This is a genomic window from Pseudonocardia sp. T1-2H, from assembly GCF_038039215.1.
Taxonomy (GTDB): domain Bacteria; phylum Actinomycetota; class Actinomycetes; order Mycobacteriales; family Pseudonocardiaceae; genus Pseudonocardia.
The window spans coordinates 5,204,576-5,227,772 of sequence record NZ_JBBPCL010000001.1; the positions used below are offsets into that span (position 1 = coordinate 5,204,576).

The following is a 23,197-nucleotide window of genomic DNA, read 5'->3' on the forward strand; positions in this document are numbered from 1 at the left end:
GCCCCGATCGCGCCGGCCACGAACGCGGCACACATCGCCCTCGAGGTCGCCCCGGCACGGCGACCCGGCACCGCGTGGACGGTCCTCAACGCCCTCGGCGCGCTGGTCATCCTGCTCCTGCTGCTGCCCGTCCTCCTCGCGGTGATGGTCGCGGTCAAGCTCGACGGCGGCCCGATCTTCTTCCGCCAGAACCGCGTCGGCCTCGACGGCCGCGAGTTCGGGATGATCAAGTTCCGCTCCATGGTCGTCGACGCCGAGGCCGGGCTCGCCGAGTTGGCCGAGGCGAACGACGGCGCCGGGCCGCTGTTCAAGATGCGCAACGACCCGCGGATCACCGCCGTCGGCCGCGTCCTCCGCAAGTACTCCCTCGACGAGCTTCCCCAGCTCTTCAACGTCCTCGCCGGCACCATGCACCTCGTCGGGCCCCGCCCGGCCCTGCGCCGCGAGGTCGAGCACTACTGCCCCACCGCAGCCCGCCGCCTCCTCGTCAAGCCCGGCATGACCGGCCTCTGGCAGGTCAGCGGCCGCAGCGACCTCGGCTGGGACGAGTCCGTCGCCCTCGACGCCCGCTACGTCGACAGCTGGAGCCCCCTGCTCGACGCCAAGATCCTCGCCAGGACGGTCGGCGTGGTCGTCAGGGGTGGCGGCGCCTACTGACCCGCACCCGCTCCCCCACGGCCCGTCCCGGATCTCCGGGGCGGGCCGAACTCGTGTGCCGAGGCAGTACGGCGCCCGAGGCTCCTGCTCACCGCCGCGTCGGCACCATCACGTTCACGATCCGCGCCACCGCGTCCACGATGAGCATCACGGCCTCGTGGTGCGTCTTCTGCGGCCGTCCCATCGGGTCCGGGATCGTGAGCTCCTCCGGGTCCATCGGCACCAGGCCTCGCATCAGCCGCGCCTGCTCCACCAGCTCGTGAGCGCGGGAGACGGGATCGACGGGCAGCACGTCCGGATCGACCGCCTCGGCGAGGAGCGCGAACTCGCGGATGCTGAATGCCGTCCTCAGGCCCTCCGGGGCCCGCTCGGCGACTGCGCTGCGGTGTCGCGGGTTCGCGCCGAGCACGAGGTCGGCCTCCCGGACCATCGCGGAGCGCAGCTGGCGCGCGCGGAACCGGCCGGCGATCACGCCGTCCAGGCCCCAGGGCGCCAGCTCCTCCCGGGTGTCCGGGTGGATCTGGGAGTCGACGACCGCGCTCACGCCGGCACTCGACACGTCGAACTGCGAGGCCAGGCGGCCTCCCAGCTTCCCGATCAACAGGTGCCGGGTCATGATCTCGGCGACCGGGGACCGGCAGATGTTGCCCGTGCACACGTACATCAGGCGGAAGGTCTCCGTCCGCTGCCGGTGCCGTCCCACGTCGACGATCGTGTCGCCTGCCGCCATGTCCTGGTGTCCGATCCCGTCCCCCCGACGTCCGATACGCACCCCACCCTCGCGGACGCGACCCGGCCTGCACCACCCATCCAACCGAAAGAGCGATCAGGTTCTCATCAAGTCTGGGTATGTGCAGGCCGTGGGTTAACGAACCGCGCGTGGGGGACGACCTCCCGGTCATGACGGACCTCCGCCCCACGCTCCACGGGGCGGCGTACTGATCGGTCCACCGCCCCGATCAGTACAGGAACGGCCCGCCCCTGCAGGGGGCGGGCCGTTTCCATCATCCGACGGGATGAACGCTGCGCACTGCAGGAGGGCTCGTGACGAGCGGTGGTCCGGCTGCCCGTCAGGCGGCGACGTTGAGCCAGGGTTCCCAGGAAGGGAGCGGTTCGACCGCCAGTACGAGGACCCCGCCCGCGGCGCGGCTCGGCGGTCTCGGGACGGTCTTCAGTGTCCAGCCGAGCTCGTCGAGCAGGCGGTCCGCCTTCTTGGAGTTGCACGCCCGGCAGGCGGCGACACAGTTCTCCCAGGTGTGCCCGCCACCGCGGCTGCGCGGGACGACGTGGTCGATCGTGTCTGCCTTCCTGGTGCAGTACGCACATCGGCGCAGATCTCGGCGGAGCACTCCCGCACGCGTCATGGGGACCGCGCGGCGGTAGGGGACACGCACGTAGCGGGAGAGTCGCATGACCGACGGCCACGGAAGAGTCAAGTTCTCGGAGTGGAACGCGGCGCCCTCGAGCGCGGTCTGCACACACTCCGCCTTACCCGCGAGCATCAGCACGATCGCGCGTTTGGCCGTCACCACGGCCAGCGGCTCGAAGCTCGCGTTCAACAGCAGAACCCTGGACCCCGTCGGGACCGTGCACAGGTTCGGCACGGCCCCCGACACCTCCCCTGGCTCGGGGTCGGTGTCGATGGGGTGGAGTTGTCGTTCCGGCACGCGCGACCACCTCCGTCTCGGATGGGTGTAGTCGACCATACGGAGGCGAGATTACGCACGTGTGATATTGCGGGGGACGGTCGAGGAACCACCGGGGACGCCGACGTCCGCTCCGGCTCGGGGTTCCTCGCCACTCGGGCGGACCGGCAGTCGGCGGCGGCCGTCGGGCCATGACGCCCGGCACCGTTAGGCCGTTCGGTCCAGATCATCAGTCTTGATGATCCGGCGAACGGCCCCATAACGAGGTCCGGGGCGCCCGCGACAGAGGGGTACGGAGACCCCCTGGAGGACCGATGCGCACCACGACAGCCCCCGCCCATTTCCCGGACATCGAGCCGGCGACCATCGAGTTCTCCGTGATCCCCGCGCAGGCCCTGGATCTCCGCGAGTACTGGACGGCGGAGGAGCGCGCCGTCGACGGCCCGGTGTCCTGGGCCGAGGCAGAGGAGCTCGTCCGCAGCCGCAGCCGCAGGGGCGGGGTGGGGCGGAAGTTCGTGGTCCCCGCGGTGGGCGCCGTCGCGCTTCTCGGACTCGGTGTCCGGGCCCTGTTCGAGGCCGGCCTGCTCTCCTTCTGACCCACCTCAGACCGCCGAGGAGCCGCTCGAGGGGGGTTCGGTCTCCGGGGTCGTCGTGTCCGACGGTGTGGTCGTCGGCGGGACGGTCGTCGTCGGCGGGGCCGGCTCGCCTTCGGGTGTCGGCGCCGTCGTCTTCGGAGGGACGACGGGTGGGACCGTCGTCGGCTGCACCACCGGTGCCGGTTTCGATGTGACCACCGGTGCCGGTTTCGGTGTGACCACCGGAGCCGGTGCGACCGGCGGGCGGGGAGCCTGCGGTTTGACGGAGACCGGAGCCGCAGGGCGGGTGCGCACGGTCGGAGGCGTCTTGCGGACCGCCAGGAGACCGGTCGGCCGGCCCGCGGCGTCGTCCGCCGCCCCCACTGCCGCAGCGGGCCCGGGGAGGCCCACCGTGCCCTCGGACGGAGCGCTCGCGTTCGCCGTGCCGCCCAGCAACGGCAGCTCCAGCATCGGCGTCCGCTGGCCCGCGGCGACACTCACCCCGACCATCACCAACATCGCGATGCACACCGTCGCCACCACGTAGGCCGCAGCCTTGGCCCGGCGCGTCCTGCGGCCGGTGCTGTCGACGAAGACGGGCCTGTGTACCACCGGGATCTCGACCGTCGGCGCGTCAGCCTCCGGCGCGTCGTACTGCCACGCGCTCTCGGACTCCATCGTTGTCGCCACCTTCACCAGTTCGGGGATGTCTGCGCCCTCGGCCGTACAGACCAACGGACGTTCATCCTGTAGCTCGATCGGGTGAAGAAAAGCGTTATCGCGGAGAATCTGATGTATATGGCGGGTCGATGAACGGCGGGTTTCAGTTGTGGGGCGGAACCCGGGGCGGCACGGTCGCACGGACGGGGTGCGGCCCGGCCTGCCGGCGCGCACCGGGCGCCACCGCCTGGAACGAGCCCGTGTACACCTCCACCGACGGCGGCAGCGGCTTCGGGCCGGACGCCACCGGCACCCCGCCGAAGTCCCCGGTCCGCCGCAGCTTCTGCCACTTCAGCCGGATTCCGGTGACCGCCGTGACCACCGAGCGGATCAGCACCGCGTACATGAGCTGGCGGTAGACGATCTGCTGCAACGGCAGCAGCCACAGCACCCCGAGCTTCTCCTTCTCCAGCCGGAACGCGTAGACGGCCGAGAGCAGCTGGATCAGCTGCACGCCGCCCCACGCCGCCAGGGTGACCCACGGGTCCAGGAAGAACAGCCCGTAGACGAGGAAGACGTCCACCAGGGGCGCGAGCAGCGGCAGCAGGACCTGGAAGAGCGCGAGGTTCAGCAGCCCGACCCGGCCGAAGTGCCCCGAGGGCCCCTTGGCCGTCACCGCCGAGCGGTGCTTCCACATCGACTGGATGGTCCCGTAGCTCCACCGGTAGCGCTGGCGCCAGAGCTGGGTGAAGGTGGCGGGCGCCTCGGTCCAGGCGCGTGAGCTGTCGACGTAGGTGATCCGCCAGCCCGCGCGGCTCAGCGCCATCGTCAGGTCGGTGTCCTCGGCGAGCGTGTCCTCGCTGACGCCGCCGACCTCGCGCAGCGCGGACCTGCGGAACGCCCCGATCGCGCCGGGCACGGTGGCCATGCAGCGCCACTCGTCGTAGACGCGGCGGTCGAGGTTGAAGCCCATCACGTACTCGATGTGCTGCCACTTGGCGACGAGGGTGTTCCGGTTCGCCACCTTCGCGTTGCCCGCGACCGCGCCGACCTCGGGATCCACCATGTCCTGCACCAGCAGCCGGACGGTCGAGGTCTCGAAGACCGTGTCCCCGTCGACCATCACGATGACCTCGTTGCGGGCCGCCGCGATGCCGGTGTTGAGGGCGGCGGGCTTGCCGGAGTTGGGCTGGCGGATCAGCCGGACGTTCGGCATCGCCATCCGTTCGACGATCTCCGACGTGCCGTCGGTCGAGCCGTCGTCGACCACGATGATCTCGACGGGGTGGTCCCCCGCCGCGATCGAGCGCACCGTCTGCTCGATGCACTCCTTCTCGTTGTACGCGGGGACGATCACCGAGACCGGACGCGTGTACACGGGCCTGTTCGGGTCCCTCGTCATGCGGTCGGTCCGCCGCTTCTGCCGGCCGGCGACCACCAGCATGACCAGCAGCCGCAGCACCACGAGGCCGCCGACGATCAGCAGACACCACTCGAGGACCCGGACCGCGTTGGTGGAGAACGCGGTCGCGGCCAGCAGGACGGTGCCGGCGACGACGTCGAAGGTGCTGGCCTCGTGGTTGGCCGGGGCAGGCCGACGGCCCGGCTCGTCGTCGAGAACGTCCAGCCCTGGGCCTTGAGCTGCGGGATCAGCCGGTCCAGCGCGGCGACGGTCTGCGAGCGTTCGCCGCCCGCGTCGTGCAGCAGGAGCGAGCCGCCCGCGTCGTTCTCGGGCGTGGACGAGGCGACGATCCGGTCGACGCCCTTGCGCTCCCAGTCCCGGCTGTCGAAGTCCGTCAGGGCGGTGATGTACCCGTCCTTGCCGAGGCTCTGGACGATGTCGTAGTCCTCGTCGTCGAGGGCGTCGACGCGCGAGGAGTACGGCGGGCGGACCAGGTAGGTGATCTCCCCCGTCGCGCCGGCCACGGCGAACTGGGTGAGCGTGAGCTCGCGCTCGACCCGGTTCGGGGCGATGTGCGTCAGGTCGGGGTGGGTGAAGGTGTGCAGCCCGATCTCGGAGCCCTGGGCCCGGATGTCCCGGACCAGCTGCGGGTGCTTCGCGGCCTGCGAGCCGAGGACGAAGAACGTGCCGGGCACCTGGTGCTTCTTCAGCACCGCCAGGACCTGCGGGGTCCAGAGCGGGTCCGGGCCGTCGTCGAAGGAGAGCGCGATGGTCTTCGCGGGGTAGCGGATCGTGCGGACGGGGTCGTGGGTCGCGTCCACGACCGAACCACCCTCGGAGACGACCGCGGGGATCGCCCCGTCGGGCCCGCGGTCGCCGGCGCCCTCGGCGTCGTTGCCGAACTCGGCGTTGACGATGCCGTTGACCAGCAGGATCGCGCCGAAGGTGAGGAACGCGATGAGGACGAGGAACCAGCTGGGGCGGGGGACGTGCCGGGAGCGGCTCACGAGGTCACAGGGACGCCGGGTCCCGGGTTGTCGGTGGGCGGAGTCACGGTGGGATCGGTGGTCGGCCCGGCCGTGGTCGTTTCGGGCTGCGTGGTCGGGTCCGGGGTCGCCTCGCGCGTCGGTGTCCTCGTCGTCGGTGGATCCGCCGCCGGCGACGTCGTCACGGGAGCAGGGACCACCGGCGCGGGCGCGACGGGGGTCGTGGTGACCACGACGCGGGCCCGGGTGGTGGGCGCGGGCGCACGGACGGCGACACCCGCGGGCGCCGCGGCCGGCGCGGCGACCTCGGCCGGCTCCTCGACCTGGGTCTCCGCGGACGCCGTGCTGTCCCCGCCCAGCAACGGGATCTGCAGCATCGGCGTGTGCTGTCCCGCCGCGAGGCTGACCCCGACCAGCGCCAGCATCGCCACGCAGGCCGACGCGACCGTGTAGGCGATGACCTTGGTCCGCCGGGTGCGGCGGCCGGTCTCGTCGACGAACACCGGCTCGGCGACCTTGATCGTCGAGGTCTCCTCGACCGCCGACCCGGCGTCCTCCCCCGGCAGCAGCCGGTCCACGAGCGCGGTCGCGTCGACCGGCCGAACCGCCGGGACCAGGGAGGTCGGCTCCTCGAGGATCGGGTCGGACCGCAGCGCCGACGCCAGCTCTGCCGCGCGTGCGGCGGCCCGCTCGGCCGGGGTCGTCGGGGCGGGGATCGCCGTCGTCGGGGACTCGACGGAGCCGGTCGCCGGGACCGCGGTCGTCGCGGACTCGATGCCGGCCACCGTGCGCCAGGCCGCGGTCTCGTCCCCGGCGGGGCGGGTGGACGGGATCGCGGTGGTCCGGTCGGCGATCGGACGCAGGGCTCGGCGGGCCGTGGTGGGCTGGTCGATCATCGTGCGCTGTCCTCCGGGGGAGCAGTGTCCGCGAGGTTGTCGCGAACGATCTCGGTGAAGGCGAAGCGGGATTGTGCGATCCCGCTGCAGTCGTAGGCCGCGGCGGTGGCGTCGGGGCAGCCTCCGTTGTCGCGGCCCACCGACCAGAACCCGACCGACCCGAGTCCGCGCGCCCGGGCGTCCCGGGTGACGGCGGCGGCGGCGTCGAGGGTGGTGACCGCGCCGAGGTCGGTGCGGCCGAGCATGAAGGTGACACCGGTACGGGCGGCGGTCTGCGCCGCGGGCTCGTCCGGGCGGAGCTGCCGGAGCTGGCCGAGGACGGCACCGGTCGCGTCCGTCATCGCGGTGGCCCAGGCGCCGTCGGCGTGGAAGTTCATGATCATCGCGTTCACGTCCGCGGTGACGCCGGCCTCGTCGGCGGCGCGGACCAGCGCCAACGCGGCCGGGGTGAGGCCCGCGCTCTCGACGGGCAGGGTCAGCGAGACGCCGGTCCCCCGCTCGTCCTGCAGCTGCTTCAGCGCCGAGATCACGGTGGCGGCCGGGATGTCCGCCTCGATGTCGACGTCCAGGCGGTTGCTCCCGACCGCGTCCAGCGCGGCGCGGTAGGCGCCGGCCAGCGCGTCGGCGTCGGCGCAGGCGTTCTCCAGGTACGGGCCGCTCGCGCCGCCGGTCGCGACCGTGATCCGGCCGCCGCGGGCGGTCAGGCCCTTGGCGGCGTCGACGAGGGCGGGGTCCGTGAGCCGGCGGGTGCCGCCCCAGGCGGGGGTGCAGGAGTCACCGCTCGCCAGGGCGAAGGCGAGCACCGCGTCGTCGACGCCGGTGGTGCTCGCCATCTCGTCGAGGGCGGTGGAGGTGATCGACGCGTCGAGGTAGGGCTGGATGCGGGTTTCGACCGCCGCCGGTGCCGCTCCTGCCCCGGACGCGTCGCCGGCGGTGTCGCTGCCGCACGCGGCCACGCCGAGCAACGCCACGACCGCTGCCGCGGCGCAGACCTTGCCGGACCACCACACGTGCACGTTCCTCCACCATCTGGGCTAGGCCAGCAGGGCCGAACCGACGAATCGGTCAGCACATCTGTTGTTAGCCCATCGAGTGGGTGATCCAGGGCGTTACGGAGGAGTGAACGTCGCCACGATCCGGCAACCCTCTGTCATACGCGGATGCGGTCCAGCGCCCCCAGCACGTCGTGCACCAGATCGTCCGTGTCCTCGCAGCCCGCGGAGAGCCGGATCAGCCCGGGCGGAACCGCGTCCCCCCAGCGTTCCCGGCGGTCCGCGGTGGTCTGGAGGCCGCCGAAGCTCGTCGCGGAGATGACGAGACGGGACGCGGCCAGGAACTCCCCGACCTGCTCCTTGGACCGGAGCGTGAACCGCAGCACCCCGTTCCACCTGCGCATCTGCTTCGACGCGACGGCGTAGGACGGATCGTCCGGCAGCCCCGGCCACCGGACGTCGCTCACCGCGGGGTGCGTGGTCAGCGCCAGCGCGAGGGCGTGGGCGTTCGTCGCCTGCCGGGCCAGCCGCAGGTCCAGCGTGCCCAGGCCGCGGTGCGCGAGCCAGGCCTCCATCGGCCCGGGGACCGCGCCGCTGCGGGTCCGGGCGGCCTTGATCCGGTCCGCGAGGATCGGGTCCCGCGCGGTGACGTGCCCGAGGACGACGTCCCCGTGCCCGGCCAGCGCCTTCGTGTCCGACGCGACGACGAGATCGGCGCCGAGCGCGAGCGGTCGCTGTCCGAGCGGGGTCGCGGTCGTGTTGTCCACGGCCACCAGCGCGCCGCCCGCGTGCGCGCGCTCGGCGACGGCGCGGATGTCGCACACCTCGAGCCCCGGGTTCGACGGGGTCTCCAGCAGGACGAGCGTCGCGCCGTCCACGATCTGGTCGTCCCAGGCCCCGGCCGTCGCCACCTCCCGGATCTCGACGCCCAGCGGCACCAGCTCGTCCTGCGCCAGCACCCGGGCGACGTAGTAGCCGTCGCTGGGCAGGACGATCGCGGCGCCGGGCTGCGCGGCGAGCCGGAGCACCGCCGCGATCGCCGCCATCCCCGAGGAGAACGACGTGCAGACGCCGCCCTCGAGCTCGCCGACCGCGGACTCCAGCATCCGGAAGGTCGGGTTGTCCGGGCGGCTGTAGAAGTCGTGGGCGGGCGGGTCGTGCGGCAGCCCGAGATGGAACGTCGCGGACAGCACGGGGCCCGGGTGCACCGGCTCCCCCACCGCGCCGGTCTCCAGACCGCCGTGCACGCAGCGGGTGCCGTCACCGGTCATGGGGTGCCTCCTCCGTCGGCTCGTGCGCGGAAGACGTCGCCCTGGCGACGACCTCCGCGCACAGGCTATTCGGGGCGGGGCGCGCGGCTGATCAGCTCCTTGCCCATCGAGGTCGCGGACCAGCCCTCGTGGCAGACCCGGCGCACCGCGTCCGCGATGGGCAGCTCGACCCCGTGCCGCTCGCCCAGCTCGCAGATCGACAGGCAGGATTTCACGCCCTCGGCGACCTGCCCGTGGTTGGCCTCCCCCGCCTGCTCCAGGCTCTCGCCGCGGCCGAGGTGCTCGCCGAACGTGCGGTTGCGCGAGAGCGGCGACGAACACGTCGCGACCAGGTCCCCGAGGCCCGCGAGCCCGGCGAAGGTCAGCGGGTCCGCGCCGAGCGCCTGGCCGAGCCGCGCCGTCTCCGCGAGCCCGCGGGTGATCAGCGACGCCCGGGTGTTGTCCCCGAGCCCCATGCCCGCCGCGATCCCCACGGCCAGCGCGATCACGTTCTTCCCGGCCCCGCCCAGCTCGCAGCCCACGACGTCGGTGTTCGTGTAGGAGCGGAAGTACCCCGACGACGTCGCGCTCTGCAGGGCGACGGCCCGCTCGTGGTCCGAGCAGGCGATCACGGTGGCGGTCGGCTCCTCGGCGGCGATCTCGCGGGCGAGGTTCGGCCCGGACACCACGGCGACCTGGTCCGGCGTCACCCCGGCGACCTCGACGACGACCTCGCTCATCCGTTTGAGCGTCCCGAGCTCGACCCCCTTCGCCAGGCTGACCAGCGTCCGGCCGCGCGGGAGCAGGTCCCGCCAGTCGTTCAGGTTGGCCCGCAGGGTCTGGGACGGGACGGCGAGCACGACGGCGTCGACGCCGTCGAGCGCGGCGGCGGCGTTCGTCGTCGCGGTGATCCGCTCCGGCAGCACGACGCCGGGCAGGTAGTCCGGGTTGACGTGCCGGTCGCACACGGCGCGGGACACCTCGGGGCGGCGCGCCCACAGCACGACGTCCCGGCCGGCGTCCGCGAGGACCTTCGCGAACGTGGTCCCCCAGGACCCCGCCCCCAGGACGGCGACCCGCTGCAGCGCCCTCACCGGTCCACCCGCTTGTAGAACTCGGTGGGCGCGGCCCCGCCCCGGACCTCGGCCAGCAGGTCCCGCACCTCGCTCATCACGTGGTCGGTGACCTCGCGCAGGATCGTCGCGTCGAGCGGGCGCCCGCGGTAGGCGGACAGGTCGATCGGCGGGCCCGCCTTCACCGTCACCGTCGTCCGCGGCAACGGCCGGAACTTCCTGTTGTAGTGGTCGTAGATCTCGCGGGTCCCCCAGTGCACGACGGGGATCACCGGCACGTCCGACGACAGGGCGAGCCGGGCGACGCCCGTGCGGGACTGCATCGGCCACCCCTCGGGGTCGCGGCTGATCGTGCCCTCCGGGTAGATGACGACGACCTTTCCCCTGCCGAGCGCCTCGATGCCGTCGCGGAGGCTCTGCTGCGCGTCCGCGGAGTCCCGGTAGACCGGGATCTGCCCGCTGGCGACCAGGATCCGCCCGAACACCGGGATCTTCCAGAGGCTGTGCTTCGCGAGGAACCGCGGCACCCGCTTCCCCCGGTAGACGTACAGCGCGGTGTGCGCCGGGTCGAGGTAGGAGATGTGGTTCGCGACGATCAGCGCTCCGCCGTCGGCCGGCACGTTCTCCAGACCCAGGTACCGGTTGCGGCTGGTCAGGAAGTTCAGCACGGTGAACACCACCGCCGACACCCAGACCGAGAAGCCACCCTTCTCACGCGTCACCCACGACCTCCTGCTCCGTCGGCGCACCGCGGACGATCACCGCGGGCGAGTCTCCCGTGACGGTACGGGGCGGGTCCAGGAGTCTGCGCCCGCGCGCCGCGCCGGAGTGGAACGATGGGTGTGTGCCCCCGCGTTCCGGACCGGTCCCGTCGCGAACCGACGTCGTCGTGCCGGTCAAGCCGCTGCACGTCGCGAAGTCCCGGCTGCGCGGCGCGGCGGACCGCGGGATCGGGGACCCGCAGGCCCACGCCCGCCTCGCCCTCTCGCTCGCGCTGGACACCGTCGCGGCGGCCCGGGCGGCGAACCGGGTCGGCGAGATCGTGGTCGTGACGTCCGATCCGGAGGTCTCGGCGGGCGTCACCGCGCTCGGCGCGTCCGTGCTCGCCGACGAGCCCGCGGAGGGCCTGAACGCGGCATTGCGGCACGGCGCGGAGTGGCACCGCAGACGACGCCGGATCAAGAACCTCGCCGCGGCCGGAGTCGCTGCGCTGCAAGCGGATCTGGCCGCGCTGCACCCGGACGAGCTCGACGCCGCCCTCGCCGCGGCGCAGGCGCTGTTCGCCACCGGGAGCGCCACCCGGGCATTCTGCACGGACGCCCACGGGGACGGCACGACGCTGCTGGTCGCGGCCGTCGGCGTCGCGCTGGACCCCCGGTTCGGGCCGGGCTCGGCGGACGCGCACCGGGAGTCCGGGGCCGCGGCGCTGCCCGGGGCGTGGCCGGGCCTGCGCCTGGACGTCGACACCGAGGCGGACCTGCGGGAGGCCGAGACGGCCGGCATCGGCCCGCGCACCGGCCGCCTCCTCGCCCCGGATCGGGGCAGCCGTCCGGCGTGATCTTCGCGTTATCGTTCCGTGATTCGAAGTTCACCCGGATGTCAGTCCCCCGGAGCCGGTGCACCCCCCTCGGGTGCGGAAGAATCGCCGCGTGGGTGATCGCGAAGACGACCGGCAGGATCAGTCCGCCAACGGTTCCGCGTCCCCCGAGCCCACCGGCTCCGGGGGCGGCGCCGGCGACGGTTCCGGGCGCAGGCGCACGCGAGCCGCGGCCCGACGACCGGCCCGGCCGGCCACGCGACGGGTGAGTGCGAGCGCGCGGCCGTCGTCGAACTCCACCTCCGGCGCCGCGAAGGCGGGCGCCTCCGTGGCCAAGCCCGCCACGCGCGAGGGCAGCGGCCAGACGGAGCCGGAGAAGCCCGGACCGGCCGCCCCGCCCACGTCCGCGAGCACGGCGGTCAGCCCGCCGCCCCCGCCCCCCGCCGGATCCGGCGCGGCGCCGATCAGCCCGCCCGCGCCGATCACCGCCGCGGCACCCTCGGGCCTGCCGGACGACCGCTACCTCAACCGCGAGCTTCTCCTGGCTGGACTTCAACGCCCGGGTGCTCGCCCTGGCCGAGGACACCAGCCAGCCGCTGCTGGAGCGGGCCAAGTTCCTGGCGATCTTCGCGTCGAACCTGGACGAGTTCTACATGGTCCGGGTCGCCGGGTTGAAGCGCCGGGACGAGATGGGCCTGGCCGTGCGCAGCGCGGACGGGCTGTCCCCGCGCGAGCAGCTCCGCCAGATCGGCGAGCGCAGCCAGGCGATCTCGGAGGCGGCCGCCCGCGTCTTCCTGGACGAGGTCCGCCCCGAGCTCGCGGCCAGCGGTGTCCACATCCGCCGCTGGTCCGATCTCACGGACGCGCAGCGGCTGCGCCTCTCGGACTACTTCGCCGCCCAGGTCTTCCCCGTGCTCACGCCGCTCGCGGTGGACCCGGCGCACCCCTTCCCGTACATCTCGGGGCTGTCGCTGAACCTGGCCGTCACCGTGCGGGACCCGGAGGGCCGCACGGAGCGGTTCGCGCGGGTGAAGGTGCCGAACAACGTCCCGCGTCTCGTCCAGGTACGTGAGGACGAGGGCGACCCGGGCCGGGGAATCACGTTCCTGCCGATCGAGGACCTGATCTCCGCGCACCTCGGCGAGCTGTTCACCGGGCTCGAGGTGGCCGAGGTGCACGCGTTCCGGGTGACCCGCAACGCGGACCTCGAGGTGGAGGAGGACCGGGACGAGGACCTCCTGCAGGCCCTCGAACGCGAGCTGGCCCGCCGCCGATTCGGGCCGCCGGTGCGGCTCGAGGTCACGGAGACGATGAGCGAGCACGTGCTGGAGCTGCTGCTCCGCGAGCTGGACGTGCACCCCGGGGACGTCGTCACGGTGCCCGGCCTGCTGGACATGACCTGCCTCTGGGAGGTCTACGCCATTGACCGGCCGGACCTGAAGGACGAGCCGTTCCGCCCCGCCACGCACCCCGCGTTCGGCGAGCGCGAGACCCCGCGCAGCATCTTCGCGACGCTGCGCGAGGGCGACGTGATGGTCCACCACCCGTACGACTCCTTCTCGACGAGCGTGCAGCGCTTCATCGAGCAGGCCGCCGCGGACCCGAACGTGCTGGCGATCAAGCAGACGCTCTACCGGACGTCCGGCGACTCGCCGATCGTCGACGCCCTGATCGACGCGGCGGCGGCCGGCAAGCAGGTCGTCGCGCTCGTCGAGATCAAGGCGCGGTTCGACGAGCAGGCCAACATCCGCTGGGCGCGTGAGCTGGAGAAGTCCGGTGTGCACGTCGTCTACGGGCTCGTGGGGCTCAAGACGCACTGCAAGACCTCGCTCGTCGTGCGCCAGGAGGGCTCCACGATCCGCCGCTACTGCCACATCGGCACGGGCAACTACAACCCGAAGACGGCGCGGCTCTACGAGGACATCGGCGTGCTGACCGCGGACCCGACGATCGGCGCCGACCTCACGGACCTGTTCAACTCGCTCACCGGCTACTCGCGTCAGACCTCCTACCGGAGCCTGCTCGTCGCGCCCTACGGCGTGCGGCGCGGGATCGTCAGGCGCATCGAGGACGAGATCGAGGCGTTCCAGGCGGGCAACGAGGACGCGCGGGTCCGGATCAAGGTCAACTCCCTCGTCGACGAGCAGGTCATCGACGCGCTGTACCGGGCGTCGATCGCGGGGGTGCCCTGTGACGTCGTCGTCCGCGGGATCTGCGCGATCCGGCCCGGCCGGCCCGGGCTCTCGGAGAACATCCAGGTCCGCTCGATCCTCGGCCGGTTCCTCGAGCACTCGCGGATCTTCCACTTCGGCGCCGCCAACGAGTACTGGATCGGCAGCGCGGACATGATGCACCGCAACCTGGACCGCCGGGTCGAGGTGCTGCTGCGCGTCGCGGACCCGGCGCTGGCGGGGCAGCTGGGCGCGGTGTTCGACTCCGCGCTGGACCCGGCGACGCGCTGCTGGACGCTGCAGGCGGACGGCACGTGGGAGCCCTCGCCCCCGCCGGGCTCGGACCTGGAGAAGGTCCGGGACCACCAGGCGGAGCTGATGATCGCCCACGTCTCCCGCGCCTCGTCCGACAACGAATGAGGGACCTGGTCCGGCCGTGAGTCCCGATCCCTCCGCCCTCGAGGCCGACGTCCTCGCCGCGGGCACCGTCCTCTGGTGCCCGGGCGACGTCGGGCCGCTCGTGGCACTGGTGCACCGCCCCAAGTACGACGACTGGTCCCTCCCCAAGGGCAAGGTCGACCCCGGTGAGTCCCTCTCGGCCGCCGCCGTCCGGGAGACCTGGGAGGAGACCGGGCTGCGGGCGCGGCTCGGCGCCCTGCTCGGGGACGTGCGCTACGACGTGCCCGAGGGCCGCAAGCTCGTTAGGTACTGGGCGGCGGAGTGCCTGAACCGCGCCGACTTCGTGCCGAACCAGGAGGTCGACGAGCTGGTCTGGGTCCCCCCGGCGGAGGCGACGTCCCGGCTGACGCGCGACCACGACCGGGAGATCGTCGCGCGGTTCGCCGCGCAGGGGCCGCCCCGGTCCGTGGTGCTGGTCGTCCGGCACGCGAAGGCCGGCAGCCGCAGCGACTGGGACGGCGAGGACGACCTCCGCCCGCTCTCCGCGGCGGGCCGGCGCCAGGCGGAGCAGCTGGTCCCGTTCCTGGCGCGGTTCGGCCCGGAGCGGGCCGTCACCGCCCCGCCCGTCCGTTGCCGGGAGACGATCGCCCCGCTCGTCTCCGCGTTGGGTCTGGAGCCGCCGTCCGTCGAGCCGCTGCTCGGCGAGGAGGGCTACTGGGAAGCCCCGGACCGCGGCCTGGCCCGCTTCCACGAGCTCGCCGCGCAGCCGGGCGTCACGGTCGTGTGCAGCCAGGGCGGGGTGATCCCGGACGTGGTGGGCACGCTCCTGTCCGAGTGGGGTCTGAACCCGCCCGAGGTCGACGAGGAGAAGGGCGTCCCCTCGAAGAAGGGCAGCACCTGGGTCCTCTGCCTGTCCTCCTCTGGCGCCCTGACGAGCGCCGACTACTACCCCGACCCCACCGCGTAGCCCGCCCGCGACCGTCCCGCGAGTCGCGCTCTCAGACCCCGCGAGTCGCGATCTGAGACCCCGCGAGTCGCGATCTGAGACCCCGCGGGCCGGCTACTTCTTGGCCTTGCCCTTCGCCGGGGTCTTCTTGGCGGGCTGGGCGGCGGCCTTGGTCTCCTTGGTCTCCTTGGCCTTGGCGGCCGCCTTCTTGGGCTCGGCCTTCTTCGCCGGCTTCTTGGCGGGCTTCTCCGCGGGGGCCTCGGCCTGGGCGGTGAGCGAGCCGGACGTCTTGGCCGCGCGGCGGCCCGGCTTCGCGGGTGCCTCCGTGACGGCGGGCGTCGGCGCGGCGTCGGAGGCTGCGGCCGTGGTGGCCCGGCTCCGGCGAGCGGTCGTCGCGGGCGCGGCGGTCCCGGCGGCGCCGCCGCCGGTCCGACGGACCGGGGCCGGCTTGCCGGTGCCCGCACCGTTGGCCTGGACCGTCGCCTTGAACGCCGTCCCGGGGCGGAAGGCCGGGACCGTCGTGGCCGGGACGGGCACGGTCTCGCCGGTGCGCGGGTTCCGCGCCACGCGGGCTGCCCGGGCCCGGGGCTCGAACACCCCGAATCCGGTGAGCGTCACCGAGGAGCCGGATCCGACGGTGTCGACGATGATCTCCAGCAGGCCGTCCACAGCGGACGACGCGGTGCGCCGGTCTCCGAGACGGGCCGCCAGCGCGTCCACGAGCTGGGTCTTGTTCATGAACGGCACGGTAGAACGTTTCCGCAGCTCGCACCAGTGACGCGGCCGAAAAAGCCGTTGCGGCGCAGGGACTGCGACTGCCTCGTTCGTGCGCGGTGGCCATCGCCGGGGCAACGACCACCGCGCACGGGCGGCGTCAGCCGTGGGTGGTGGGCATCCGCGCGGGGCGGGCGGCCTCGAACGCGGTGATGTCCTGCTCGTGGCGCAGGGTGAGGCCGATGTCGTCCAGCCCCTCCAGCAGGCGCCAGCGGGCGTAGTCGTCGATGTCGAAGCGGACGGTCAGGTCCTTGGCCTGCACCGTCTTCTCCTGCAGGTCGACGGTCACCTCGGTGCCCGGCTCGTTCTCCAGCAGCTTCCACAGCAGCTCGACGTCCGGCTGCGCGACCTGCGCCGCGACCAGCCCGGCCTTCGCCGAGTTGCCCCGGAAGATGTCCGCGAACCGGGACGAGATGACGACCCGGAAGCCGTAGTCCATCAAGGCCCAGACCGCGTGCTCGCGCGACGAGCCGGTGCCGAAGTCCTGCCCCGCCACCAGCACGGAGCCGCGCGAGAACGGCTCCTGGTTGAGGATGAAGTCCTCCTCGCCCCGCCAGGCCGAGAACAGGCCGTCCTCGAAACCCGTGCGCGTCACGCGCTTGAGGTAGACGGCGGGGATGATCTGGTCGGTGTCCACGTTGGAGCGGCGCAGGGGCACGCCGATGCCGGTGTGGGTCGAGAAGGCGTCCATCAGTTCAGGTCCTCCGGCGAGCTCAGGGTGCCCCGGACCGCCGTCGCGGCGGCTACGAGGGGCGACACCAGGTGGGTGCGGCCGCCCTTGCCCTGGCGGCCCTCGAAGTTGCGGTTCGACGTCGATGCGCAGCGCTCCCCCGGGCGAGCTGGTCCGGGTTCATGCCCAGGCACATCGAGCAGCCCGCGGAGCGCCACTCGGCGCCGGCGCTGGTGAAGATCTTGTCCAGGCCCTCGTCCTCGGCCTGGAACCGCACCCGCATCGAGCCCGGCACGACGAGCATCCGCACGCCGTCCGCGACCGTGCGCCCGTCGATCACCTCGGCGGCGGCGCGGAGGTCCTCGATCCGGCCGTTGGTGCACGAGCCGACGAACACGGTGTCGACCTTGATGTCGCGCAACGGCATGCCGGCCTCGAGGCCCATGTAGGACAGGGCCTTCTCCGCGGCGGTGCGCTCGTTCTCGTCCACGATCGACTCCGGGTCCGGCACGCTCTCGCCGAGCGGCAGGCCCTGGCCGGGGTTGGTGCCCCAGGTGACGAACGGGGTCAGCGCGTCGCCGTCGATGTCCACCTCGGCGTCGAAGGTGGCGTCCTCGTCCGTGCGCAGCTCGCGCCACGCCTCGACGGCCTCGTCCCACTGGTCCCCCGACGGCGCGCGGTCGCGGCCCTTCAGGTACGCGAAGGTGGTCTCGTCCGGGGCGATCATTCCCGCGCGGGCGCCGGCCTCGATCGACATGTTGCAGATCGTCATCCGGGCCTCCATCGAGAGGTTCTCGATGACGTTGCCGCGGTACTCGAGCACGTAGCCCTGCCCGCCGCCGGTGCCGATCTGCGCGATCATGGCCAGCACGACGTCCTTGCTGGTCACGCCGGGCCGCAGCGTCCCGTCCTTGCTGTTGACGTTGATCGCCATGGTCCTGAACCGCTTGAGCGGCAACGTCTGGGTGGCGAGCACGTGCTCGACCTCGGACGTGCCGATGCCGAACGCCATCGCGCCGAACGCGCCGTGCGTGGACGTGTGGCTGTCCCCGCAGACGACGGTGGTGCCCGGCTGGGTGAGCCCCAGCTGCGGGCCGATGACGTGGACGATGCCCTGCTCGGCGTGGTTCATCGGGTACAGCTCGACCCCGAACTCCGCACAGTTGCGGCGCAGCGTCTCGACCTGCGTGCGGGACACGGGGTCGGCGATGGGCGCGAGCACGTCGAGGGTGGGGACGTTGTGGTCCTCGGTCGCGATGGTGAGGTCCGTGCGGCGCACCGGACGGCCGGCGAGCCGGAGCCCGTCGAACGCCTGCGGGCTGGTCACCTCGTGGACCAGGTGCAGGTCGATATAGAGCAGGTCGGGTTCCTGCCCCTCACCCTTGCGGACCAGATGCAGGTCCCAGACCTTCTCGGCCAGTGTGCGTCCCACCGCTGCCTCCCTCTCCTCGGCTCACCCGCCCCGAGTAGTGGTGTGGACTTCCCAGGATCTGGGAAGATAGTATCGAGGCGTGAGACAGTCTAGCGGTATCGGCGTGCTCGACAAGGCCGTGGGGGTGCTCCGGGCGGCAGCGGTCGAACCGGTCGGGCTCTCGGAGCTCTGCGAGGCCACGGGCCTGCCCCGGGCCACGGCCCACCGGCTCGCGGTCGGGCTCGAGGTGCACGGCCTGCTGCACCGCGGCAACGACGGCCGCTGGCGTCCCGGGCCCACGCTCGCCGAGCTCGCGGGCGGGCACGCGGACCCGTTGCTCGACGCCGCCGGCGCGGTCCTGCCACGGCTGCGGGACATCACCGGTGAGAGCGTGCAGCTCTACCGCCGGGACGGGATCCACCGTGTCTGCATCGCCGCCGCCGAGCCCGCGAGCGGCCTGCGGGACACCGTGCCCGTGGGCACCCGGCTGCCGATGACCGCGGGCTCGGGCGCGAAGGTGCTCGCCGCGTGGGCGGACCCGGTGACGCAACGCCTGGTCCTCGCGGACGCGACGTTCACCGAACGCGTCCTCGTCGACGTCCGGCGGCGCGGCTGGGCGCAGAGCGTCGCCGAACGCGAGTCCGGCGTCTCCAGCGTGTCCGCGCCGGTGCGCGACGCGGCCGGGCAGGTCGTGGCGGCGGTGTCCGTGTCCGGCCCGGTGGACCGGATCGGCCGACGGCCGGGGGTGCGCTGGGCGGCGGACCTCCTGGCCGCGGCGGAGGCGCTGCAGCACCGGTTGTGACCCGTCAGGTCGCGGCCGGCTGCGGGCCGGACGGCGCCTCGTGGCCCGGCCCGAGGGTGATCCGGCGGGCGAGCGCCAGCGCCTCGGCGTCACCCAGGGCCGCGCCGGCCGCGAGCCGGGCCTCGAACTCGGGGCCGAGCGCGGCCCGCGCGGCCCGCTCCACCGCCCGTTCCCGCTCCAGATCGGTGCCGAACGAGACGGTCGCCCGGGCGCTGGCCCGCCGGGCGCCGAGCAGTTCGGCCACCTCGGCGTGGCGGTCGAGCCGCGACAGCGTCTCGACCAGCGCCCGCACCGCCACCCAGAGATGCATCCACGCGCCGAACCGGTGCCAGTGCTCGATCAGGGGCCACAGGGCCGCCAGCCGTCCGGCGGGGTCCGCGCTGTCGCGCATCCCGGAGGTGAGCAACGTGTGCCGGGCGACGCCCTCGATGAACCGCGAGTCCGCCTCGGCCACCGTCGCGGCTGCCTCGCGGAGGTGGTCGGCCGCGCCGGGATCCCCCGCCTCGGCCCGCAGCTCCCCCCGCACGTAGGCCGCGAAACCGCGACGGGTCGGCGGGTCGGCCGGTCCCACGACGGCGTCGAGCTCGCGTTCGTACCGGGACGCGGCGGCCCGGTCGCCCGAGTACGCGGAACCGAGGGCGAGATCGAACAGGCTCAGCGTCAGCGTCGGCCCGTCCCCGGCCTTGCGGGCCAGTTGTTCCGCGGTCGCGGCCTCCCGCATCGAGCCGGCGAGGTCGCCGCGGAAGCTGAGCACGTTCGCCAGGGGTTCGTGCCCGTACCGGGCGGCGAGCGGGTCCCCGCCCGCGACGGCGATCTGCATGGCGTGCCGGGAGTACGCCTCGCCGAGGTCGAGGTCGCCTCGCTGCCAGCAGGCCGTCGCGAGCAGGCCCAGCACCCGCGCCGCCAGCGGCGCCGCGTCCCCGGCGTGGCCCGCCACCGTCCCGTCCGGCCCGAGGACGCCGGCGACCCGCAGCGACTTCTCGGTCAGCCGGACCAGGTCCGCGCGGCCCCGCAACCAGCCCAGCTCGCCGAAGAGCACGCCGAGCCGCAGCACGTCCTCGACGAGGCCGGCCCGGCAGAGCCGGTCGTGCGCACTGCGCAGCTCCGGCAGGTGGGCGTCGAAGCGGCGGACGGCCGACGCCTCGTCCGGTGTCTCCCGGGCCCGCAGGATCTCCTCGGCGAGCCGGACCGCCCAGCGGGCGTGCCGCGCCCGCAGCGCCGGGCCGGCGGGCCCCGCGGCACACCGGGCCCGGGCGAAGGCCCGCAGGGTCTCGAGCATGCCGAACCCGGCGGGGTCCTCGCCGGAGCGGACCACCAGCGAGCGGCCGACGAGGTCCGGGAGCGCCGCGCTGTCGTCGCAGACCGCGGCGACGGCCTCGCGCTCGACCGCACCGGCGAAGACCGACATCTGCTCGAAGAGCCGGCGCTGTTCGTCGTCGAGCAGCCCGTAGGACCACGCGATGACGTCCCGGAGCGAGCGGTGCCGCGGGTCCGCGGTCCGCCGGCCGCCGTGCAGCACCTCGAGCGGATGCTCCAGCGCGTCGACGAGCGCGCCGAGCCCCAGCGCGCCCGCCCGGGCCGCGGCCAGTTCGAGGGCGAGCGGCAGCCCGTCGAGCCGGCGGCACGCTTCGGCCACGAGCTCGGGGGCGAGCACGGCGGCGGGGTCGGCGGCGCGGATGCGGTCGACGAGCAGCCGGGCCGCCGGGCCCGAGGGCAGCGGCGCGACCGGCAGCACCTGCTCGCCGTCGACCCGCAGGGCCTCGCGGCTGGTGAGCAGCAGGTCGACCCGCGGCGCTCCCGCGCAGACCGCCTCGACCAGCGGGGCGAGCTCGTCCGCGACGTGCTCGCAGTTGTCGAGCACGAGCAGCGCGCGCCGCACCGCCAGCACCTCGACGATGCGGTCGAGCAGCGCGGTGTTCCCGGTACCCGAGCCGGGGGAGGCCAGGCGCAGCGCCGCGGCGACCGACGGCTCGACGTCCTGCGGTCCGCCCTTGCCCAGCTCGACGACGACCACGTCCTCGTAGCGGTCCGCGATCCCGGCGGCGAGGTGGCGGGCCAGCCGCGTCTTGCCCGCCCCGCCCGGCCCGCAGAGGTTGACCACCCGGCAGCGGCCGAGCAGGTCCGCACCCGCGGCGAGCTCCTCGGTCCGGCCGACGAACGAGCTGACCGGCAGGCGGACCACGGGCCCACCCCCGATCACGTGGGGCGCGGGGACCTCCTGGTTCAACACCTGCCGCTCGAGCTCGCGCAACTCGGGCGACGGATCGAGCCCGAGCTCGTCGGCCAGCCGGGTGCGCAGCCGGGTGTAGGCGCCGAGCGCGTCGCCCTGCCGGCCCGAGGCCACGAGAGCCCGCATCAGCCCCGCGACCGCCTCCTCGCGCAGCGGTTCGGTCGCGACCAGTGCCTCCAGCGCGGCCACCGCCTCCGCCGCCCGGCCGACCTCGAGCAGCGCCCGGGCCCGGTCCTCGACGGCACCGGCGCGGAGCGCGCAGAGCCGGGCCACCTCCGGTTCGACGGAGGGGTGGTCGAAGCTCCGGATAGGGGCCGCCGCGCCAGAGCCGCAGCGCCTCGTCGAGCCGGGCCAGGCGACGCGCCGGGTCCTCGCCCGGCACCGGCCCCAGCAGGTCGGTGAACGCGGCCACGTCGACGTCCCGCCGGTCGGCGACGAGGCGGTACCCCTCGGGCGTGGTGTCGATCCGCGTGCCCGGGGGCAGCACCCGGCGTAGCCGCGCGACGTTGGTCTGCACGGCACCGGACGGGTCCGCCGGGGTGGCCGGGTCCTCCCAGACCAGCTCGGCGAGCACGTCCGTCGGCACCGCGACGCCGAGCCGGGCGACGAGCGCGGCGAGCAACCGCCGCTGGCGCCCGGACCCCACCCGGACGGGTCCGTCCGGACCGGTCAGCGCCAACGGGCCGAGCACGGCGATCGTCGTCACCCGGCCATCGTGGCAGCGCCCGGTTCCGCCCGGTATGGACCGAATCGCCTCTTCCGGTGCCGGCCGGCGGTGGCAGTCAGCGGAGTGACAGCGACCTGGCAGCAGGCCTCCCTAGCGTCGTCCCCGTTCCCACGACCCTGCCCCGGAGGCCGGAGATGACCACGATCGACAGCACCACACCGACCACGACCGCCGCCGCGGAGGCGCTCGCCGAGCGGCTGTTCGGCTCCATGGTCGCCGCCTTCGACATCCAGTCGGTGTACCTCGGCGACCGGCTCGGCTACTACCGGGCCCTCGCGGACGCCGACGGTCCGCTCACCTCGGGCGAGCTCGCGGTGCGCACCGGCACGGTGGAGCGGTACGCCCGGGAGTGGCTGGAGCAGCAGGCCGTCACCGGCTTCCTCACCGTCGCCGACGAGCCCCCGGACGACGCCCCTGAGCACGCGCTGCACCGCCGGTTCGCCCTGCCGCCGGGGCACGCCGAGGTGTTCACCGACGAGCTGAGCCCGAACCACCTGGTCCCGCTCGCCCGCCTGTTGTGCGGGGTCGGGAAGCAGCTGCCGGCGCTGCTCGAGGCCTACCGCTCGGGCGGCGGCGTGAGCTGGGCGCAGCAGGGCGACGACGCCCGCGAGGCGCAGGCCGCGGCGAACCGGCCGCTGTTCCTGGGCACCCTGGGCCAGGAGTACCTGCCGTCGATCCCGGACATCGACGCGGCCCTGCGCGGCGGCGGGCGCCTGGCCGACGTCGGCTGCGGCGTCGGCTGGTCCTCGATCGGCATCGCGCTCGCCTATCCGGACGCGACGGTGGACGGCTACGACGTCGACGCGCCCTCGATCGAGGCCGCCCGGCGCAACGCCGCGGAGTCCGGCGTCGCCGACCGCGTGCGGTTCCACCTCGCCGACGTCGCCACCCTCACCGACTCCGGCGGGTACGACGTCGTGACCGCCTTCGAGTGCGTGCACGACCTACCCGACCCGGTCGGGGTGCTGTCGGCCGTGCGCGCCCTCGCCGGGGAGACCGGGACCGTGCTCGTGATGGACGAGCGGGTGGCGGAGACGTTCACCGCCCCCGGGGACGAGACCGAGCGGCTCATGTACGGCTACAGCCTGATGTGCTGCCTGCCCGACGGTATGGCGCACCCGCCGTCCGCGGGCACCGGCACGGTCATGCGACCGGACACCCTGCGCCGCTACGCGGTGGACGCCGGCTTCGCCGGGATCGACATCCTTGACGTCGAGGACGAGTTGTTCCGCTTCTACCGGCTCGCCCGCTGACGCGCCCCGGCGCAGGACCCTTCCTGCCGCTCGACGTGCAGATCGCGGGCACGGCGATCCGGTGACCCGCGGGCCCGGGGGCCGTTCGCCGGGGCCCGGCCACCGACCACCGAAGGAGACGCCGCCTTCCCGCGGCGGAA

General features: G+C 73.7%; 19 protein-coding genes and 3 pseudogenes. 7 read left to right on the plus strand and 15 right to left on the minus strand.

The genetic code is table 11. The features are described 5' to 3' along the window. Window positions 1-81 precede the first annotated feature (81 nt). Window positions 82-657, plus strand: a pseudogene (locus WBK50_RS25650) (sugar transferase); the annotation flags it as partial. Between the two features lie 88 nt (window positions 658-745). Here WBK50_RS25650 and WBK50_RS25655 read toward each other — a convergent pair. Next, on the minus strand, window positions 746-1,387 hold the full coding sequence (locus WBK50_RS25655) for an arsenate reductase/protein-tyrosine-phosphatase family protein (RefSeq protein WP_341338061.1): 642 nt from the start codon (window positions 1,385-1,387) through the stop codon (window positions 746-748). Window positions 1,388-1,727: 340 nt separating this feature from the next. Next, entirely contained in the window at window positions 1,728-2,216 is a 489-nt protein-coding gene (locus WBK50_RS25660) for an HNH endonuclease (protein WP_341338062.1), read from the minus strand. Window positions 2,217-2,617: 401 nt separating this feature from the next. Here WBK50_RS25660 and WBK50_RS25665 point away from each other — a divergent pair, with 401 nt between their 5' ends. Then, on the plus strand, window positions 2,618-2,899 hold the full coding sequence (locus tag WBK50_RS25665) for a hypothetical protein (RefSeq protein ID WP_341338063.1): 282 nt from the start codon (window positions 2,618-2,620) through the stop codon (window positions 2,897-2,899). Between the two features lie 6 nt (window positions 2,900-2,905). Here WBK50_RS25665 and WBK50_RS25670 read toward each other — a convergent pair whose 3' ends face one another. From WBK50_RS25670 to WBK50_RS25705, 8 genes are all read right to left on the minus strand, one after another. Next, on the minus strand, window positions 2,906-3,556 hold the full coding sequence (locus WBK50_RS25670) for a hypothetical protein (protein ID WP_341338064.1): 651 nt from the start codon (window positions 3,554-3,556) through the stop codon (window positions 2,906-2,908). Window positions 3,557-3,701: 145 nt separating this feature from the next. Continuing rightward, window positions 3,702-5,003 (minus strand): glycosyltransferase, encoded by a 1,302-nt coding sequence (locus WBK50_RS25675; RefSeq protein WP_341338065.1) that lies wholly within the window; start codon window positions 5,001-5,003, stop codon window positions 3,702-3,704. A gap of 14 nt (window positions 5,004-5,017) precedes the next feature. Continuing rightward, window positions 5,018-5,947 carry a polysaccharide deacetylase family protein gene (locus WBK50_RS25680; protein ID WP_341338066.1) on the minus strand — a complete coding sequence of 310 codons (930 nt, stop codon included), beginning with the start codon at window positions 5,945-5,947 and terminating at the stop codon, window positions 5,018-5,020. Continuing rightward, window positions 5,944-6,822: a hypothetical protein gene (locus WBK50_RS25685; RefSeq protein WP_341338067.1), complete on the minus strand. Its 879-nt coding sequence runs from the start codon at window positions 6,820-6,822 to the stop codon at window positions 5,944-5,946. The genes WBK50_RS25680 and WBK50_RS25685 overlap by 4 nt, the downstream gene beginning before the upstream one ends. Further along, window positions 6,819-7,838 carry a hypothetical protein gene (locus tag WBK50_RS25690; protein WP_341338068.1) on the minus strand — a complete coding sequence of 340 codons (1,020 nt, stop codon included), beginning with the start codon at window positions 7,836-7,838 and terminating at the stop codon, window positions 6,819-6,821. Before WBK50_RS25690 ends, WBK50_RS25685 begins: the two co-directional genes overlap by 4 nt. 134 nt (window positions 7,839-7,972) lie before the next feature. Beyond that, window positions 7,973-9,085, minus strand: coding sequence for a cystathionine gamma-lyase (locus WBK50_RS25695; RefSeq protein ID WP_341338069.1), 1,113 nt, complete (start codon window positions 9,083-9,085; stop codon window positions 7,973-7,975). A gap of 65 nt (window positions 9,086-9,150) precedes the next feature. After that, complete coding sequence (locus WBK50_RS25700; RefSeq protein WP_341339499.1) at window positions 9,151-10,149, minus strand: NAD(P)H-dependent glycerol-3-phosphate dehydrogenase; 999 nt, start codon at window positions 10,147-10,149, stop codon at window positions 9,151-9,153. 5 nt (window positions 10,150-10,154) lie between these two features. After that, window positions 10,155-10,859, minus strand: coding sequence for a lysophospholipid acyltransferase family protein (locus WBK50_RS25705; RefSeq protein ID WP_341338070.1), 705 nt, complete (start codon window positions 10,857-10,859; stop codon window positions 10,155-10,157). Window positions 10,860-10,981: 122 nt separating this feature from the next. Between WBK50_RS25705 and cofC the strand changes: the two genes are divergently transcribed. Beyond that, a complete protein-coding gene (cofC, locus tag WBK50_RS25710) occupies window positions 10,982-11,695 on the plus strand; it encodes a 2-phospho-L-lactate guanylyltransferase (RefSeq protein ID WP_341338071.1) in 714 nt (237 codons plus the stop codon). A gap of 120 nt (window positions 11,696-11,815) precedes the next feature. Here the strand turns inward: cofC and WBK50_RS25715 are convergent, their stop codons facing one another. Beyond that, window positions 11,816-12,160: a hypothetical protein gene (locus WBK50_RS25715; RefSeq protein WP_341339600.1), complete on the minus strand. Its 345-nt coding sequence runs from the start codon at window positions 12,158-12,160 to the stop codon at window positions 11,816-11,818. On the opposite strand from WBK50_RS25715, the pseudogene WBK50_RS25720 reads away from it, so the two are divergent. Together WBK50_RS25720 and WBK50_RS25725 are read left to right on the plus strand one after the other, a co-directional pair. Further along, window positions 12,138-14,265 (plus strand): annotated as a pseudogene (locus tag WBK50_RS25720) (RNA degradosome polyphosphate kinase). The gene WBK50_RS25715 and the pseudogene WBK50_RS25720 sit on opposite strands and share 23 nt — an antisense overlap. A gap of 16 nt (window positions 14,266-14,281) precedes the next feature. Continuing rightward, window positions 14,282-15,211, plus strand: a complete 930-nt coding sequence (locus tag WBK50_RS25725; RefSeq protein WP_341338072.1) for an NUDIX hydrolase — start codon at window positions 14,282-14,284, stop codon at window positions 15,209-15,211. A gap of 93 nt (window positions 15,212-15,304) precedes the next feature. Here the strand turns inward: WBK50_RS25725 and WBK50_RS25730 are convergent, their stop codons facing one another. The 3 genes and pseudogenes from WBK50_RS25730 to leuC all read right to left on the minus strand — a co-directional run bounded on the left by WBK50_RS25730 (window position 15,305) and on the right by leuC (window position 18,066). Beyond that, window positions 15,305-15,928 (minus strand): HU family DNA-binding protein, encoded by a 624-nt coding sequence (locus WBK50_RS25730; RefSeq protein WP_341338073.1) that lies wholly within the window; start codon window positions 15,926-15,928, stop codon window positions 15,305-15,307. 136 nt (window positions 15,929-16,064) lie between these two features. After that, window positions 16,065-16,655, minus strand: coding sequence for a 3-isopropylmalate dehydratase small subunit (gene leuD, locus WBK50_RS25735; RefSeq protein WP_341338074.1), 591 nt, complete (start codon window positions 16,653-16,655; stop codon window positions 16,065-16,067). Beyond that, window positions 16,655-18,066: pseudogene (gene leuC, locus WBK50_RS25740) on the minus strand (3-isopropylmalate dehydratase large subunit). The gene leuD and the pseudogene leuC overlap by 1 nt, the downstream one beginning before the upstream one ends. A gap of 79 nt (window positions 18,067-18,145) precedes the next feature. Here leuC and WBK50_RS25745 point away from each other — a divergent pair. Continuing rightward, window positions 18,146-18,847 (plus strand): IclR family transcriptional regulator, encoded by a 702-nt coding sequence (locus WBK50_RS25745; RefSeq protein WP_341338075.1) that lies wholly within the window; start codon window positions 18,146-18,148, stop codon window positions 18,845-18,847. Between the two features lie 4 nt (window positions 18,848-18,851). Here the strand turns inward: WBK50_RS25745 and WBK50_RS25750 are convergent, their stop codons facing one another. Then, complete coding sequence (locus tag WBK50_RS25750; protein ID WP_341338076.1) at window positions 18,852-21,599, minus strand: ATP-binding protein; 2,748 nt, start codon at window positions 21,597-21,599, stop codon at window positions 18,852-18,854. 339 nt (window positions 21,600-21,938) lie between these two features. On the opposite strand from WBK50_RS25750, the gene WBK50_RS25755 reads away from it, so the two are divergent. Beyond that, a complete protein-coding gene (locus tag WBK50_RS25755; protein WP_341338077.1) occupies window positions 21,939-23,057 on the plus strand; it encodes a class I SAM-dependent methyltransferase in 1,119 nt (372 codons plus the stop codon). Window positions 23,058-23,197: the final 140 nt, after the last annotated feature.

What these genes read in the sequence shown, in the direction of transcription:
- WBK50_RS25655 (WP_341338061.1), bottom strand. Translation starts at nt 1,387, where the DNA reads ATGGCGGCAGGCGACACGATCGTCGACGTGGGACGGCACCGGCAGCGG.
- WBK50_RS25665 (WP_341338063.1), top strand. Translation starts at nt 2,618, where the DNA reads ATGCGCACCACGACAGCCCCCGCCCATTTCCCGGACATCGAGCCGGCG.
- WBK50_RS25670 (WP_341338064.1), bottom strand. Translation starts at nt 3,556, where the DNA reads ATGGAGTCCGAGAGCGCGTGGCAGTACGACGCGCCGGAGGCTGACGCG.
- WBK50_RS25685 (WP_341338067.1), bottom strand. Translation starts at nt 6,822, where the DNA reads ATGATCGACCAGCCCACCACGGCCCGCCGAGCCCTGCGTCCGATCGCC.
- WBK50_RS25695 (WP_341338069.1), bottom strand. Translation starts at nt 9,085, where the DNA reads ATGACCGGTGACGGCACCCGCTGCGTGCACGGCGGTCTGGAGACCGGC.
- WBK50_RS25730 (WP_341338073.1), bottom strand. Translation starts at nt 15,928, where the DNA reads ATGAACAAGACCCAGCTCGTGGACGCGCTGGCGGCCCGTCTCGGAGAC.
- leuD (WP_341338074.1), bottom strand. Translation starts at nt 16,655, where the DNA reads ATGGACGCCTTCTCGACCCACACCGGCATCGGCGTGCCCCTGCGCCGC.
- WBK50_RS25755 (WP_341338077.1), top strand. Translation starts at nt 21,939, where the DNA reads ATGACCACGATCGACAGCACCACACCGACCACGACCGCCGCCGCGGAG.